The sequence below is a fragment of the Citrobacter sp. CtB7.12 genome (assembly GCF_001297795.1).
GTDB lineage: Bacteria > Pseudomonadota > Gammaproteobacteria > Enterobacterales > Enterobacteriaceae > Citrobacter_A > Citrobacter_A amalonaticus.
Map to the genome: position 1 here is coordinate 201,161 of NZ_LIFT01000002.1, position 17,177 is coordinate 218,337.

Below are 17,177 nucleotides of genomic sequence, written 5' to 3' on the forward strand. Positions count from 1 at the left end.
TGCCCCCTGACAAAAAGGGACTCTGTGGATCATGCGTTTTGAAATTGCTGTTGGCTTGATGTTGATTGTAAGTCGCGTAGCAATATTGACATCCACTCACTGTTGAAAGCGGGTATATCGGTGCGACGGCTGGCACTAATGATCATCGCGAGTATTCCAGTCAATAATGAGGGGGCTTTTTCTCAAAACGGGAAAGCGATCAGTTCCACATCGTCCGGCGTGACTTTAACCATCGATCCTTCCGTATGCCAGGCACCTAACACGACGCGAAAGGCGGGTTCGCCATTAGCCGTGAGCGGGTGGACATCAGGACGGTGAGTATGGCCGTGAATCAGCCACTGGACATGATGTTTTTCCATCTCCGCGATCACCGCATGTGGGTTGACGTCCATGATTTCCAGCGATTTGCTGCGGTTAGCGGCTTTACTGTCGGCACGCATTCGGGCAGCCACGCGTTTGCGAATACACAGCGGCAGGGCGAGGAACAGCGTTTGCAGCCAGCGTTGATGGACTTTTGCGCGAAATGCCTGATAACCCGCGTCATCGGTGCACAGCGTATCGCCGTGCAGGATAAGCACCCGGCGACCGTACAGATTGAGTACTTTTTCCTCGGGGAGCAACGTCATGCCGCTTTCGCAGGCGAAGCGTTTGCCAATCAGGAAGTCACGATTACCGTGGATGAAGAAACAGGGGACGCCGGAATCAACAACCGCTTTAATGGCGGTGGCGATTTCACGATGTAACGGGTTGGGATCGTCATCGCCAATCCACGCTTCGAACAGGTCGCCCAGGATATACAGGGCGTCAGCCTGACGGGCTTCACCCGCTAAAAAACGCAGAAAACCGGCGGTGATCGCCGGTTCTTCCGTGCAGAGATGAAGATCTGCAATAAACAGTGTCGTCACGATTACTCGCTGACGGTCACGTTTTCGATAATGACGTCTTCTTTCGGTACGTCCTGGTGCATGCCGCTGCGACCGGTAGAAACGCCCTTGATTTTGTCAACCACGTCCATCCCTTCAACCACTTCCGCAAAGACGCAGTAGCCCCAGCCCTGCATGCTTTCGGCGGAGAAGTTCAGGAAGTCGTTGTCGGCAACGTTGATGAAGAACTGCGCCGTTGCGGAGTGCGGAGCCTGAGTACGCGCCATTGCCAGCGTACCACGGGTGTTTTTCAGACCGTTGTTGGCTTCGTTTTTGATAGCGTCTTTGGTGGCTTTCTGTTTCATGCCAGGCTCAAAACCGCCGCCCTGAATCATAAAACCATTGATCACACGGTGGAAAATGGTGTTGTTGTAAAAACCTTCGCGGCAGTAGTCCAGGAAGTTTTTAACTGTTTCAGGCGCTTTATCATCAAACGTTTTGATTACGATATCGCCGTGATTAGTGTGGAAAGTAACCATTTTTGCATCCTGTTCCGATATAGTAGTGCTTTAACCCAACTAAGGGTCAGAGTTAGGGAGGTGTTATAGCATAACCGCACGCTGCGATCACCTCGCAAAGTGTGCTGCTTCCCGTCCGAATTATGGGTATTATACAGACTTTGTTATCCACACACGTCTTACACGGAATCTTCGATGTTAAAAATCTTTAATACACTGACGCGCCAAAAAGAGGAATTCAAACCCATTCATGCCGGGGAAGTCGGCATGTACGTGTGTGGTATTACCGTTTACGATCTCTGTCATATTGGTCATGGCCGTACGTTTGTGGCGTTTGACGTGGTGGCGCGCTATCTGCGCTTTCTGGGCTACAAGCTGAAGTACGTGCGTAACATCACCGATATTGACGATAAAATCATTAAACGCGCAAATGAAAACGGCGAAAGCTTTGTCGCGCTGGTGGATCGTATGATCGCCGAAATGCACAACGACTTTGATGCGCTAAATATTCTGCGTCCGGATCTGGAGCCGCGCGCGACTCACCATATCGCTGAAATCATTGAAATCACTGAACAGCTGATTGCCAAAGGTCACGCCTATGTGGCGGACAATGGCGACGTGATGTTCGATGTCCCGACCGACCCAAACTACGGTCAATTGTCGCGCCAGGATCTGGATCAACTGCAGGCCGGCGCGCGCGTGGATGTGGTCGATGTGAAACGTAACCCGATGGACTTCGTGCTGTGGAAAATGTCCAAAGAGGGCGAGCCGAGCTGGCCGTCACCGTGGGGCGCAGGCCGTCCTGGCTGGCATATTGAATGTTCCGCGATGAATTGCAAACAGCTGGGTAATCACTTTGATATCCACGGCGGCGGTTCTGATCTGATGTTCCCGCACCACGAAAACGAAATTGCCCAGTCCACCTGTGCGCATGACGGTGAGTACGTGAATTACTGGATGCACTCCGGGATGGTGATGGTTGACCGCGAAAAGATGTCCAAATCGCTGGGTAACTTCTTTACCGTACGCGACGTGCTGAAGTATTACGACGCGGAAACCGTGCGCTACTTCCTGATGTCCGGCCACTATCGCAGCCAGTTGAACTACAGTGAAGAGAACCTGAAGCAGGCGCGTTCTGCGCTGGAGCGCTTGTACACCGCGCTGCGCGGGACGGATACGTCGGTCGCGCCAGCCGGTGGCGAGGCGTTTGAAGCGCGCTTTGTTGAGGCGATGAATGACGATTTCAACACCCCGGAAGCCTATTCCGTACTGTTCGACATGGCGCGCGAAGTGAATCGTCTGAAAGGCGAAGACATGGCCGCCGCGAACGCGATGGCCTCACATCTGCGTAAGATTTCTGGCGTGCTGGGACTGCTGGAGCAGGATCCGGAAGCGTTTCTGCAAAGCGGTGCGCAGGCGGATGACGGTGAAGTCGCGGAAATTGAAGCGCTGATTCAACAGCGCCTGGATGCTCGTAAAGCCAAAGACTGGGCGGCGGCGGATGCGGCGCGTGACCGTCTGAACGAAATGGGCATCGTGCTGGAAGATGGCCCGCAGGGGACGACCTGGCGTCGTAAGTAACGTTCTTGCCGGATGGCGGCTAACGCCTTATCCGGTCGACAACATACCTGAGCCGTGCCGGATAAAACGTTTTGCGTCGTTATCCGGCAATTCAATGCTTCCGGTACCACCGCAGCATCCCCATCAGCAGTACACCCGGCAACCACACCCACAGTAACTCGGACATAATCACCTGATGCCCATACGGCGTGGTGTAGCGCGACAGGGCAAACGGCGCGACTTTTATCACCTGCCATGGTGCGAAAAAGCGCTCGTCCGACCACGGCCACAGCCAGCCAACTCCTTTGCCGCCGGTAGTGATTGCGTCCAGCAGACTGTGCGACAGCAGCGAAACCGTCAAAAACAACCAGCAGCGCATTAACCCGGCTTTAAACCATCGCCGCCCCATCCACACGCAGAGCAGCGGAACCACCAACGCAAACAGTAGCGAATGGGTAAACCCTCGGTGTCCGAACACGTTCCCGTAGGACACGCCGAGTTTGAATGAAAGGACGTCGGCATCCGGTAGCATTGCCAGCGCGATCCCGGCAAACAGTAAACGTGGAGGAATGACTTTCAGTCCCAGACCCAGCCCAAGGCAAATCGGGACGGCGGCGTGCGTGATAACGGTAGGCATTGTCATTATCCCTGGCAAATCATAGCAATATAGCAGTGGCAAGCGGGGAGAGGAGGCGGGTGAATTCCGAATTTACGCCGATTCGCGCACGACCAGTTGACCGGAAAGGGTAATGCGCTGGATTTGTAGCGCCGGCTCTTTCAGTTTGCGCATCATAAGGACTGCCGCCTGGCGTCCGGTCTCTTCACTGGCGGATGAAACATAGGTCAATGACGGCGAGGTCAGATTCACGTGGAGCATGTCTTCGAACCCAATCAGGGCAACCTGTTGCGTGAGGAAAACATCTTTCCCGACCGTGCGCCCAACCTGATGAATGCCGGAGAACGAGCCAATCATCGCGGCGGGAGAATGGCAAAGCAGGGCGGTGAAGGTGTTGTTTTTTTCCAGTAACTGGCGTGTGGCGAGCCCCGCCGCCTGAGTGTCGTCACTACAGGCTGGTGCGGACTCTTCGCGATACACCAGGCCGTTCTGCGTCATCGCGCTGCGAAAACCCAGCAGTCGTTGCTCACGAATGTGGCAGCCTTCCTGACCGCCGATATAGGCGATATTACGGTGCCCGCGCTCGATGAGGTAGCGGGTCGCCAGATTCGCGGCCTGGCGATTATCGCGCATCACCAGATCGCATTTGTCTTCCAGCAGCGACTGAGACACCACCACCAGCGGTAGCGGGCAGTGGCGGATTTTCTCTGGCAATGTTGAGGCGCGATTATCAGAGGCGAGGTAAATCACCCCGGCGACGCCCTGCTGCTTAAACGACAGCAGACAGCGCTCCAGGTGATCGCCATCGTTAAGCGGTTGGCCGAGAAAAACCATAAAACCGTTTTTTTCCAGTTCCTGAACAATGCTTGCCATTACCTTGATGGAAAAGCTGTCGCTAAAATCGCGCAGGATCAGGCCGATCAAATTAGAGGTGTTAGCGCGAAGATTCGCCGCGGCGATGTTATGGACATAGCCAAGCGTATTGATGGCGGCATGAACCTTCTCAATGGTTGCCTCTGAGATTTTCCCTTTCTGGCGTAACACCAGCGAAACGGTTGAGACCGAAACGCCCGCCAGCTTTGCCACATCAATAATGCTGACTTTCTTCAAAATCGCTCCCTGAAAATTACCGGTTATCAGCCTGATACAACAACGTCTCCCAGCGTACAGGAGACGTGTCACTCAGACATCTTATTATTTGCCGATCATCGTGGACATGGTCTGGGCGATAAACTGTGCTCTGGCACCGAAAATCACCTGGATACCGTTGTCGCCGACAAAGACCACGCCGCGCGCGCCGAGGCCGTTGAGACCGTCTTTATCGACCACGTCGCTTTTCGCCACTTCCAGACGCAGACGGGTGATGCAGGAGCCGACGGAGTCGATATTTTGCGCACCGCCCAGCAGGCCGATGATTTCAGTGGCAATTTCCGTATCCGTCTTGTCGTTGGCATTGGCGGTCACTTCGGTTCGACCTGGCGTTTTGATATCGAAACGGCGAATGACAAAGCGGAAGGTAAAGTAGTAAATCAGCGCCATCGGCACACCGATGATAATGGCGTTCAGGAAGTTGGTCTGATAACCATTGAAGGACGGCAGAATGCCAAACGACAGGTAGTCGATGAAACCGGCGGAGAACGATTTGGCAATATGCGCATGCAGCAGGTACATGGTCATATAGGCCAGACCCGCCATCACGGCGTTGAAGACGTACAGAATCGGTGCCACGAAGATAAAGGTGAACTCAACCGGCTCGGTGATCCCTGTCAGGAAGCAGGTGAGTGCCGCCGAGAACAGAATACCGGCGGCAATTTTCTTATTCTTCGTGTGTGCTTCGTGATACATCGCCAGACATGCCGCAGGCAGCGCGAACAGCATCAGTGGGAACTCGCCCTGCATAAACTTACCGGCGTTTTGATAGGTATCGCTACTGAAGGATTTGACCCCTTCCTCCAGCATTTTGAACCAGATGGTCTGATCGCCGTGGATCACCTGGCCGGCCTGAGTGGTGTAATCTCCAAAGGAATACCAGAAAGAGGGATACCAGATGTGATGTAAACCGAGCGGGATCAGCGCGCGTTCAACCAGGCCAAAGATAAAGGTTGAGACCGCTTGATTATCGCCGTTAACCACCACCGAGAGCGCATCGATACCGGACTGAATATGTTGCCAGACGTAGGGCAGCAGCAGACCGAGTACGAAGGAGAGAAACGCGGTGGCGATGGCCACAAAACGTTTACCAGAGAAGAAACCGAGGAATTCCGGCAACTGCATGGTGTGAAAGCGGTTGTAACACCAGGCGGCGAGAATACCGCAGATCAGACCGCCAAAGACGCCCATCTGCAGGGTCGGGATTCCGACCACCATCGCGTATTTGCCGCCCTGGGAGGCCATCTCCGGCGTGATGCTCAGCACCGTACTGATGGTGATATTGGTGACAAACACGGAGACCGCCGCCGACAGCGCGGCAATACCCGATTCTGAAGCGAGACCGACGGCAGAGCCGATAGCAAACAACATCGGCAGGTTATCAAAGATAACGCCGCCTGCGTTCATCATCAGCGGCAGATGGAATTTATCTCCGAAGGCCAGCAGCAGGCCCGCAGCAGGAAGTAGTGAAATTGGCAGCATTAAAGCGCGACCAATCATTGATAATTTAGACAACGATTTAACAAACCCTGATATCAGACTCATGCTGATTCCCCCGAGTAGCGTTTTTATTGACGCTGTTATTGTAAGTAGAACGTTATAGTAGAACGTTATAGTAGAACGTTCTACTTATCGTGATGAAGGCGTGGATTTTGCGCAACTGAAATTTCACGCTTCATCAAATGAAATCGTGATTCTTTGAAGTTGATCGATAATTAACCGCTATGGTCCTAGGGTGATAGGGGAGGAGAAGGGGAGCCTCAACCCGACATCTCCGAAAGAGAGATCGGGTTGAGGTGTCAGACCGCTCAGGCTGTTACGGTGATGGTCTGTCCGGCAAAACTCACGGTTTGGCCGGCCACGATTTTACAGCGCTTGCGGGTTTCTACCGCGCCGTCAACTTTTACCTGACCTTCGGCAATCGCCATTTTCGCCTGGGCGCCGCTTTCACTCCAGCCTTCCAGTTTCAGCAAATCGCACAGTTCAACGTGAGGATGCTTGCCTAAAGAAAAGGTTGCCATATTAATTGTCCTGAGGATCGTGATATTCAACGCACGCCTGTAGCGTGTTTTCGATAAGTGTGGCGACCGTCATTGGCCCCACGCCGCCCGGTACGGGCGTAATGTACGAGGCACGTGCGGCAGCGTCTTCAAATACCACGTCGCCGACGACTTTTCCATTTTCCAGACGGTTGATGCCGACATCAACCACGATCGCGCCTTCTTTGATCCACTCACCTGGAATAAAGCCCGGTTTCCCGACGGCAACGATCAGCAGATCGGCATGCTCAACGTGATGACGCAGATTTTTGGTGAAACGGTGGGTCACCGTAGTGGTACAACCGGCCAGTAGCAGTTCCATACTCATGGGACGACCCACGATGTTAGAGGCACCGATCACGACCGCATTCAGACCATAGAGATCGATGTTGTAACGTTCGAGCAGGGTGACAATCCCGCGCGGCGTGCAGGGGCGCAAACGCGGGGCGCGCTGGCACAGGCGACCGACGTTGTAAGGATGGAAACCGTCCACGTCTTTATCCGGATCAATTCGTTCCAGCACTTTGACATTATCGATGCCTGCCGGAAGTGGCAACTGCACCAGAATACCGTCGATAGTGTTGTCGGCGTTGAGCGTATCAATCAGCTCAAGCAGTTCCGCCTCGCTGGTGGTTTCCGGCAGGTCATACGAGCGGGAGACGAATCCCACTTCGTCACAGGCTTTACGCTTGCTTGCCACATAAATCTGCGAAGCCGGGTTGCTGCCTACCAGCACTACCGCCAGGCCAGGGGCTCGACGCCCGGCCTCAATACGCGCCTGAACTTTTTGAGCAACCTCAGAGCGCACCTGCTGCGCAATCGTTTTACCGTCAATAATCTTTGCTGCCATCAGAGAGAGGATTCCATCTGTTACTTCACGTCAAAGGGGATGGCGCTATTTTGTCAGAAGTGAAGGCGGTTGTCAGTTACCGCTTACTATTGGCGTTGTTTTAGAGGGTTATCTGAAGGGGATTTGCCCTGCAAACAGACGGGATGCTCATAACTCAAGCAGTTGAGAGGAAAGCCATTGACCGCTAAGGTTGTGAACGTATAATACCGACCAGTTTTGTGTCAGTCCGCATTACAGTTCAATGCTCCCTTAGCTCAGCTGGATAGAGCAACGGCCTTCTAAGCCGTCGGTCACAGGTTCGAATCCTGTAGGGGGCGCCATTTCGAAGTCAATACACCTCTACTGAATTCGCTTTTTATCCGTTATATTCCCTGAAATGAGAAAAAATTCCCTGTCGGTGTTAATCCTGATATATCTCTGGATGAGGCTCGCTTGAAGCGAGAGGATGCCCGGAAGATATAAAAAAACCACCTCTTTTTTAACGAACCAGCGACCATACGGCTGCCGGCACTTTGTCATACAGGGTGTTCGTTATTATCTCCGCCAGTCGGTGGTCGGCTGCTGCGTAAAAATTCGCCAGTTCATCTTCTGCCAGTTCATCGTTATTTTTTTCGATGACTTTATCCAGCGTCGCCTGACAGGTACATTTCCTTAACTGGAAAAGCCATTCCTGCTTTGTTTTTGACATCATCTCTCTTCCTGATAAATGCATATTCCTGATTACGGCTCCGGTGATTTCACGAAAAACGGAGCCGGGTTTCCCGGCTCCGCCTATTTCAGACACATGACTTACCAGCTGTATTTTACCCCCACCATGCCCTGGGTATCACTGTAGCCTTTATCGCCCATCTGCACACCCACGTTGCCCCACACGCTCAGATGGTCGTTCAGCTTGCCTTCCACCCCGGTGCGGACTTCGCCCAGATTACGCGCGCCATCGCGGCTGACTTTTGTCCCGTCCATCTTCACGCCCCAGGTTTCCGTATTGTGGATCCAGTTCACTTCCACGAATGGCTGGAAGGTACGCTGTTTACCGTCATCCATTTTGTGGTGACTGCTCAGATACGTTCTCACCCCGAGGCGAGTCTGAATATTGCCGTCGCCCTGCGTTTCGATGCGGGTTCCGTCTTTACGGCGATGCGCATCATCTTTCACGCCCATCCAGGTGACCTGCGCCTGCGGCTGCACATACCAGGTGTTCAGTGTGCCCTCGCTGCCGTAAAACTCTCCGGCTTTCAGGGTATAACCCGCTTCGACGGATGCGGTCAGACCTTTCGATTTGTAGCTGTCGCTGTCCCGGTGGTCTGATTCCACGCTGCTGTCAAACCAGTTGTACAGCATCCAACTGTCCACATACATGCCGGTTTTGTCCGCATCGTTCTGGTACCAGGTGCCGTACAGACCGGCGCTGTAGCCGCTGACGCGTCCGTCAGAGCCGTAGCCAACACGGTCGCTGCGGGTGTTGCTGTGCTCGTTCGCATAGCCGCCCATCACGCCCAGGTGCCAGCGGTCCAGTCCGTCAGAACTCCACTGCGCGATGTCGCCACCAATCTGCAGCACATAGCGGTTGCTCTGTGTTTGCAGCTGGCCGTCACCGGAAGATGAACGTTCGTGACCGCCGACGTGGCGCATCCACATGCTGCTGACGTTCTCCTCACCGTTATACAGCGCATCGGTGTACTGCGGTTCACCGAGACGGTCGTGCAGGCGGTGGTGAAACAGCGTGTTGGCTGCCGCGATATTGCTGATATAGCTGCCGGCTTCCGGGCGCAGCGCGTCCGGGGCGGTCGGATCGACTACCGGTGGTGTCGGTTCCGACGGGTCAACGTCAATCGGATCTGGCTCATCCTGCGGCGGTGTGCTGTCTTTCCATTTACTGGTCAGGTACCAGTTCTTCGCCGCTGCTCCGGCCCCTTTCGCCAGGGTATAGACGTAGGCCCCGGCTTCCACGGTCCCGGTGGTCAGGGCGAAGCTCCCCGCTGAGTTGCCGTCGACCTGGATGACCTCGATACCGTTCACCGTCTGTGCACCGGTCCCGCCGGTATTGGTCACGCTGACACGGGTATTGCCAGCCGTGTCGCCCTCTACCGTCAGTTTGTCCGTCACTGAGCTGTCATCGCCAAGTACGGTGTTGAGCGCCAGCAGACCGTTGTTCCCGGTGTAGTTGCCGTTCACCGTCAGGGTGTTACCCGGCGTTCCGTCTTCACGGGTCAGCAGGACTGAGCCGCTGTTGGTCAGGCTGCCGCCGACCAGAAAATCGGTCATCTGCATGGTACCGCCCTGCATGACGTTCACATCCCCGGCGGTGCTGCCGTAACCGGTGAAGGTGCCTCCGTTGTGCACGTTCACCAGACCACTCGCCATATCCACGGCGGAGTCCGCGTCACTGCCCAGCGCCAGTTCACCGGCGTTAATGCCGGTGGCGCCGGTGTACGCCGCAGCGTCCTGTGTTAGGGTCAGGGTGCCGGTACCGGCTTTGGTCAGGTCACCGCTGCCGCTGACACTGTTACTGAGTGTCCAGTCGCTGCCGGTGTTCACGGTCAGCAGACCGTTATCGTTGACGGATGCGGTACCGAGGTGGTTCTGTTTGTTGACGGTCAGGTTGCTGCCGTCATCAATGTTAAACAGGCCGCTGAAGCCGCTGTTGTCACGGGTGACGGCGGCGTTTGTGGTGTTAGTCGCGTCAACATGACCAGTACCGCTGATATTATTTGCCAGTGTGCCGGTTGCACCGTCCAGCGTCAGGGTCCCTTCATCGGCGATGGCCCCGGTACCCGCACCCTGAGCATCGTTGATGACGACTTCCGCACCGCTGCTGATGGTGGTGGTGGCGCTCAGGTTGCTGTTGGCACCGTCGATGGCCAGCACGCCGCCGTCCACGTTCAGCTTACCGCTGCCGGTCAGGCTGCCATTGCTGTAGCCGCCGTTTGCCAGGCTCAGCGAGCCGCCGTTAACATCAAGGACTGAACTGACATCGCCGGCCAGCTCGCCTGCGGTCTGGGCGGTGCCGTTCAGGTCCGCTTTCGCGTCGCTGTTAATCGCCAGTTTTGCGGTGTCGCCCAGCGCGCCGTCCACGTCGGTACGCAGGGTGCCGCCCACCACGGTGGTGCTGCCGGTGTAATCGTTGCTGCTGTTCGACAGCGACAGCACGTCGCTATCGGTGGTGCTGACAGCCAGATTACCGCTGCCGGTGATGCGGGCGGACTGGTCTGCCGCCGCGCCGGTGGCCCCCGGGGTTCCGTCAAGGGTCAGGGTCTGGTCCTGCAGCAACTCAAGCTCTGTCAGGCCGTAGTTCACGTACAGGCCGTCACCTGGTGCGGTGGTCAGGCGGTAATCGTAGGTACCTTTCGCCACGGTGTTCCCGCCCTGGGCAATATCGACCTGCATCGCAGCCGGGATGTCGAGGCCGTACTGGTCCACAAGTGTCAGGTTACCCCCGCTGCCGGTGACGTTCGCTGCGCTGACCAGTTGTACACCAACGTTGGCGTCATCCTGGGTCATCAGGGACGAGGTGGTGTCCGTCGCTATTTCCGGTACATACGGGTCGGGAATGTTCACCTGTACCGTGCCGCTGCCTGAGGCATCCAGCGTGTTCACCGTCACATGGCTGGCGGCCACGATGTCATGCGGCGCGGTGGCGTTAAAGGCCATATTGCCGCCCTCAAAACTGAGCCCGCCAATCGCCTGTTCACCGTCACCCACCGTGGTGAAGCTGCCGGTATTCACGTTCAGGGTGGCATTCGTCATGGCCGTGGTGTTCACACCGTCAAGCGACAGGGCCGCATTGCTCAGGTCCACGGTCCCGGCAAAGGCACTGCCGGTGGTGGTGGCAAAGTTAAACGCCGACCCGCTGGCATCCACCGCCATGGTCCCGGTGCCGGTCAGTTTATTGGTGAAGGTACGGGCTGCCGGACTGTTCACCGCCAGAACCGAGGTGGCATCAATATCAAACGCCGCCCCGCCTGCCGGTTTACCGCCCAGCGCGTAGCCACTGGCCAGCGTGAACAGGGATGCCTCACGCAGGTTCACCAGGTTGTAGTTGTTGATTCGCGCACCGGTGCCGTCCATGGTGAAGCCTTCGGTCACCCCTTTAAAGGCTACCGTGGCGTTACCTGTGCCACCGTTCAGGGCGTTAAAGGTGTTGCCGTTGCCCAGTACGGTGACCGTATCCACACCCGCAGAGCCGCTGACGGTGTTCACATCCGCGCCGTTTGTCAGCAGGACGGTGTTGGTGCCGCTGCCGTTGAGCGCAATGTTGCCGCCCACGGTACCCGCATCCACCGTCACCGCATTATTGCCGGTGCTCGTGGTGATGTTGTTCGTGACGGTGCCGGTGTTGTTCACCGTGGCATTCGCCCCGTTCATCACCACGTCACCGTTAATCAGCCCGGCGTTGTTCATCGTGGCATTCGCCGCGCTCATCGCCAGCGTCGGTGTGCCGGAGGCGGAGGCGGTAATCACCCCGGTGTCCGCGTTGGTGAAGGTGGTGGCATTCGCCGTATCAACCGTGGAGGCCGTGGCACTGGCCGATTCCAGTATGCCGCGGTTGGTGGCAGACGTGACGCCGCTGCCCAGTTTCAGGGCAGGGCCGCCCGCCGCGTTGCCCACGGTGACGTACGCCGCCGTGTCCACAGTGCCGGTGGTGTTGGCATAAATGCCGGTACCGCCCGCGCCGGTGACGTTAATGGTCAGGCCGGAGGAGCCGGACAGGTCGAGGTTACCGGTGGTGGCGCTGCCGTCGGCATTTTCGAACGCAATCCCCTCACCGTTACCGCTGACGGTGATGAGACCGCTGTTGGTTTTGTCGATGGTCACCGAGGTACGCACCCCGGCACCGTTCGCCACGTCAATGGTGGTGTTCGTCAGTTGCAGGTCGGTCAGGTTCGCGGCGTTCTCAATACCGTTCCCCGTGGCGCCTGCCGCGTTAACGATGATGTGTGCCCCGTTCACATCAAGCCCGGTGGCACCGGTGCTTACCAGCACACCATCAGCCGTGCCGCGGGCTTCAACCGTGCCCACGCCGCTGCCGACCAGGTTCAGCGCCCCGGCGGCCAGGTTGATGGCTGCAGTCCCGTCCGTTGCCAGCACGGTTCCGCTGTTGGTCACCGAAGAGGCCTGCCCCTGGTCACCGGCACCGACATACAGTGCGGTACCGTTAGCGGTGATATTGCCGCTGTTACCGACTTCACCGCCCAGCACCTTCACCGCCGTTGATCCGGTACCAGTGAGGACAATGTCGCCGCTGTTATCAAGGGTACCGCTGTTCTGCGCGGTAAAGGCAGTGGCACCGTTGACCGAAGAGGTGATGGTGGCCGCGTTGTTCAGTACTGCCCCACTGTTGGTGGAAATCAGCGAACCGTCAGAACCGTAGGTGTTGCCGTCCACAATCCCGGCGCGTGCGCCGGTGCCGGTCAGGGCAAGCGAGGCACCGCTTTCGATGTCAATGGTGGCCTCGCCGGAGGCAATCACCCCCGTGGCGCCTGCGCCGCTGATATCCAGCGCACTGCCGCTGCCGATCGTGGCGTGGGTTCCGGGGCCGGTGGCATAGAGCGCCGTCGCTTCCTGGCCGCTGGCCGCCACCTGGATATCGCCGTCCATTGTCGCCCCGTCTTCGAGACGGAACAGGGTGGAACGCGTTCCGGATGCATCCAGGATTGTACTGGCCGGTACATCAGTATTAATGATGGAGCCAGCACCGGAAATGGCAAACAGGATCTGGTCGGTGGCCGACTCAGAGAAGTCCGGCGTGGCGGTGCCGGACAGGTTCACCGTCGCCCCGTCAGAGGCGCGGACCCCGATGGCGCCATCGCCGTTGAGGGTCACGGTGCCGCCGGTCATATTCACGGTGGTTTGTGCGCCGCTGGCACGGATGCCGGTGGTACGGTTTGCTACATCGCCGCCGTTAAGCACAATATTGCCCGAGTTGTTGACCACGGTGGTGTGGGTGCCGGTTGCATCCTTCGCCACGATACCGGTGCCGCCTGCACCGATGGTGATGCTGCCGGTATTCCCCCCACGGGCACCCGCTTCAACCAGCAGGCCGGTGGTGTCTTCACCGGTGAAGGTGATGTTGCCGGCGTTGCTGATTTCAGCGCCATTACGGGCAATAAACCCGGTCACCGCATCCAGCGCGGAGTTGAGTGCGGCTTCCGTGACCAGCAGGGTGCCGGTCCCGAAGCCCGCGGCCCCTGCTGCCAGCGCCGCATTGGCCAGTACGCCGGAAACAGGCGTGCCCAGCGCGTTACCGTTGATATCATAGCCCTGGCCGTCAACAATCCCCGCCACTGCGCCTTCGGCAGTCATGTTGATGATGGCGTTCGAAGTGATTTTGCCCTGCGCACCGCCCTGGACCAGCACGCCGGTGGAGTCTTCACCGGACAGGTTGAGGGTCATGCCGCCGGAATTAAAGGCAGACACATTGCCGCTGGTCGCGTCTTTACCATTGGCAACAATCGTGGTTGACCCCTGACCAGAGGCAGTCAGTTCCGAGGCTGCACCCGCACCACCGGTGAAGTCAGCCCCGCCGTCCACGCGGAACAGCACGGATTCCTGGGTGCTGACATTCTGGGCACCAGTGCCGTTGTTGATGATAGAGGCAGTGGGGCCGTAGACATAATAGCCGAGTTGGTTGGTGCCACCGGCAAAGTTAATATCTCCGCTGCCGGATAACGTAACAGAGCCACCATCACGGGCATGAACACCTATTGCACCATCACCGCTCATATTGATCTGGCCAGAAATATCGACCTGAGAACCGTTACCTTCTGACCAGACGCCATAGTTGCGCAGGCCGGTTGAGGTATCTGCTCCGCCAGCAATATTAATATCGCCTGATAAAGAAGCTTTACCGCCGGTAAGCGCTTTAATACCGGTATTATTAACGCCGTTTAGGTTGATAGTACCTGAGCTGGCTACGGTACCTGCAGTTTTACTGAGGGAATAAATACCAATACTTTCAGAAGGAACAAATTCACCGTCACCGCCGTTGCTGTTAACGTCAATCACGCCGCTATTTTGCAGCAATGTCGTTCCATTGACCGCATACAGGCCATAAACACCATTGGCGGTAGTACTAAGTGTTATCGTCCCCTGGTTTTCGCCACTGCCTCCAGATTCGGTACGAATACCGGCACTTTCAGTATTTAGATAGGCTTTGCTACTTCCGTCCTGGGTATAACCTAAATTGATATGGCCCGTCGAGGTATTAACGAATGTAGTTCCGTTGAACGTTCTGGCAACATAAACATTACCGGACTGGAGCTTGTCGATTGAATTCGCCCAGTAACCAGTATTAATGATTCCCTCGTTTTCAGCGGAGGCACCGTTTGTTGTCGTTATTCCTGATACATAAGAGTTCTGGGCTTTATTCGTATAGTTATAACGTGGAGATACAGTGTATATCCCTTGCGCACTATTTTTAAACTGACTATTAGTGCCATCAACCTGGATACTAACATTTTGATATTCACCAGTTAAGACATTACCACCCAGACTCAAGAAACCATTGTTAATAAAGGATGAACCACTATTGACTTGGGCGATTTTACTGGTGCTCATCGCCGTGCCGTTATTGATAAATGTGGCGTTATGATCCAGTTGAATAAGTTTAAACGCAGGAGTGCTACTAACACTCACATCGATCGAGCCTCCTTCAGCAATAGTAATTAGAGCATTCTGACCATCTGCACGGAAGAACGCTGTATCAGGGTTTCCATAAACAGAAACATCAAATCCATCCGGAGACTGGGAGACCTGGTAAGACTGCGTGGTGGATATGTATGCTTTTTGCAGTTCACTCTGATAACTGGCGTAGGCTAATTCTCCTGATGACAATTTACTGACAAGCCAGTCATTCCATACTTTAAAGTCCGACAGGGAACTGACAGTATGTGATGTACCATCAAACGCGGTAAAAGTACCTGAATAACTGTCGCTCTGAATGTCTACTATGCTCGGTGTCGAATACCCAGATAAATCATCTACAAATCTGGCCTGGATTTTCTGTTGTGAAACCCAGTTAGCAGTAGATTTATTTGCTGTAGTACCGTCAACAAATACGAGGGAACTGTCCCTTACTTCGCCAATGTTATACTCATTCTGATTCAATGCAATATTTGCAACGCCATTGGTGACCGTTGCCAGTCGGGTATCAATATAGGGGGTTGCATTCGGCAAAACAAACCTCATACCTGGACTAAAGGTATAGGCATCCCGTTCGTTAAATGCCTCAGAACTGTAAACCATGACAGTTTTGTTACTTGCGGTAATAGGATCATACACTGTCACTGCGGTGGTCAAACCGGGATAAATAAGTTTGTTTCCGACATAAGGTAATGACGTTACCGCAGAACCGCCGAGCGTTACGTTATAACCAGCGTCAATAATTTCTTGAAGGGTGGAAATTATCTGAAATGTGGCGCCTCCTGCTGTCCATGTGTTTACACCGGCAACAGACCACGTATTCCAGTCAGAAATGACAGCAGCCCCGTTCTGGTTATTATCTGTAGTTGGGGTCCATGCAGCACCAAGCTGACAATTAAAGGTGGCAACATCACAGGTGGCAGCAAAAGCTCCCGCTGACATTGCAGCCATCAAACCCGCCGCTTTCACTGACTTATTAACTGCACGTTTAATTTTTCCACGGCCTAACTCAGAGGTGACAACCCACTGCATCAGTGTGCTGTTCCATATAACGCGATAAATTTTGTTCATAATGGACACCTCTTATACCGTGCCAATACTGACTACACAGGTGTCGGCTCTGTCACTGTACTGAGCCTTCCCTGTACCACTACGCATCATTGGCGCAGTCTTTTTATTTGTCCGGATGAGATTATTGCCTCTTCCAGAGTAATTCTCCGGTACTGAAATCAGCCCCCAAGAATTATTGATATTGCGAATTTTAAGTTGTTCCATGCTATATACTCGTTGGTGATTTTTTATGTTTTTTTTGTTGTTCAAGCGAATGCTTTCTTTTCCGTAAGAGCGATAAAAGACTTCCGGTGCCTCTCAATATCTGAAGCACGAAAAAAATAATCTTAGAGAGGGTAGTTATATTTCCTATTACCTACATTAAGGTTTTATATAAGGGGTAATGAAATGACATTACTGCCCTTACAGGCACCTGAACGGTGCCTGGTCGGCAAATATAACTACTCATTACGTATTGCAGTCTGCTGACAAACTGCATTCTCGGAGAATGGTCTACATTTCTACGACCTCTGTAAAATAAAACAACAAGGGAACAAATAAGAAAGTATCATAAAGACATTTTCTTTTTCTGTTTATGATATCGACACACTACCAGTTGAAATGGTTTTATGGATCTGTCCTTTTGCTATTCCCCAATAGCAGTTTTGCACTGTGTTAAAAGAGAGTCAAGCAGCGCTAAAATGTTAAAAAAGTAATATTAACGCAGCTGGACAAACCAGTTATATAATTCCTGGTGGTCGTTTTAAATGAGGGGCGTCTTTTCAGGAAATATCACTCACTTGCTCTTTTGAGGTTGAGATATTTGCATCTGACAATAAGAATATTACAAACATTAGATGAGGCTGGAAGTAGTCACCCGAGAGCACAATT

Annotated in this window: 10 protein-coding genes, 1 tRNA gene and 1 pseudogene; 2 read left to right on the plus strand and 10 right to left on the minus strand. The window is 54.6% G+C overall.

Translation table 11 applies throughout. The features are described from left to right. Positions 1–182: 182 nt before the first annotated feature. Positions 183–905, minus strand: coding sequence for a UDP-2,3-diacylglucosamine diphosphatase (gene lpxH / locus AOY24_RS02575; RefSeq protein WP_044328452.1), 723 nt, complete (start codon positions 903–905; stop codon positions 183–185). A gap of 2 nt (positions 906–907) precedes the next feature. After that, positions 908–1,402: a peptidylprolyl isomerase B gene (gene ppiB, locus AOY24_RS02580; protein ID WP_042324369.1), complete on the minus strand. Its 495-nt coding sequence runs from the start codon at positions 1,400–1,402 to the stop codon at positions 908–910. A gap of 174 nt (positions 1,403–1,576) precedes the next feature. On the opposite strand from ppiB, the gene cysS reads away from it, so the two are divergent. Beyond that, a complete protein-coding gene (gene cysS / locus AOY24_RS02585; RefSeq protein WP_043001518.1) occupies positions 1,577–2,962 on the plus strand; it encodes a cysteine--tRNA ligase in 1,386 nt (461 codons plus the stop codon). A gap of 91 nt (positions 2,963–3,053) precedes the next feature. Here the strand turns inward: cysS and AOY24_RS02590 are convergent, their stop codons facing one another. From AOY24_RS02590 to folD, 5 genes are all read right to left on the minus strand, one after another. Beyond that, the gene (locus tag AOY24_RS02590; protein ID WP_044328451.1) at positions 3,054–3,578 is read right to left on the minus strand and encodes a metal-dependent hydrolase; all 525 of its coding nucleotides are present in this window, start codon (positions 3,576–3,578) and stop codon (positions 3,054–3,056) included. Between the two features lie 72 nt (positions 3,579–3,650). Next, positions 3,651–4,667, minus strand: a complete 1,017-nt coding sequence (malI, locus tag AOY24_RS02595) for a Mal regulon transcriptional regulator MalI (protein ID WP_043001516.1) — start codon at positions 4,665–4,667, stop codon at positions 3,651–3,653. A gap of 84 nt (positions 4,668–4,751) precedes the next feature. Beyond that, the gene (locus tag AOY24_RS02600) at positions 4,752–6,251 is read right to left on the minus strand and encodes a PTS transporter subunit EIIC (protein ID WP_043001515.1); all 1,500 of its coding nucleotides are present in this window, start codon (positions 6,249–6,251) and stop codon (positions 4,752–4,754) included. A gap of 263 nt (positions 6,252–6,514) precedes the next feature. Next, positions 6,515–6,727 (minus strand): ribosome-associated protein YbcJ, encoded by a 213-nt coding sequence (gene ybcJ / locus AOY24_RS02605; protein WP_043001514.1) that lies wholly within the window; start codon positions 6,725–6,727, stop codon positions 6,515–6,517. 1 nt (position 6,728) lies between these two features. Then, positions 6,729–7,595 (minus strand): bifunctional methylenetetrahydrofolate dehydrogenase/methenyltetrahydrofolate cyclohydrolase FolD, encoded by an 867-nt coding sequence (gene folD, locus AOY24_RS02610; RefSeq protein ID WP_043001513.1) that lies wholly within the window; start codon positions 7,593–7,595, stop codon positions 6,729–6,731. 243 nt (positions 7,596–7,838) lie between these two features. Between folD and AOY24_RS02615 the strand changes: the two genes are divergently transcribed. Next, positions 7,839–7,915: transfer RNA gene (locus AOY24_RS02615), tRNA-Arg, on the plus strand. Positions 7,916–8,073: 158 nt separating this feature from the next. Here the strand turns inward: AOY24_RS02615 and hha are convergent. From hha to AOY24_RS25590, 3 genes and pseudogenes are all read right to left on the minus strand, one after another. Then, complete coding sequence (hha, locus tag AOY24_RS02620) at positions 8,074–8,283, minus strand: hemolysin expression modulator Hha (RefSeq protein WP_054176179.1); 210 nt, start codon at positions 8,281–8,283, stop codon at positions 8,074–8,076. A 101-nt stretch (positions 8,284–8,384) separates the two neighbouring features. Further along, positions 8,385–14,618: an autotransporter outer membrane beta-barrel domain-containing protein gene (locus tag AOY24_RS02625; RefSeq protein WP_200906160.1), complete on the minus strand. Its 6,234-nt coding sequence runs from the start codon at positions 14,616–14,618 to the stop codon at positions 8,385–8,387. A gap of 1,557 nt (positions 14,619–16,175) precedes the next feature. Then, a pseudogene (locus tag AOY24_RS25590) lies at positions 16,176–16,307 on the minus strand (ESPR domain-containing protein); the annotation flags it as partial. Between the last annotated feature and the right edge of the window lie 870 nt (positions 16,308–17,177).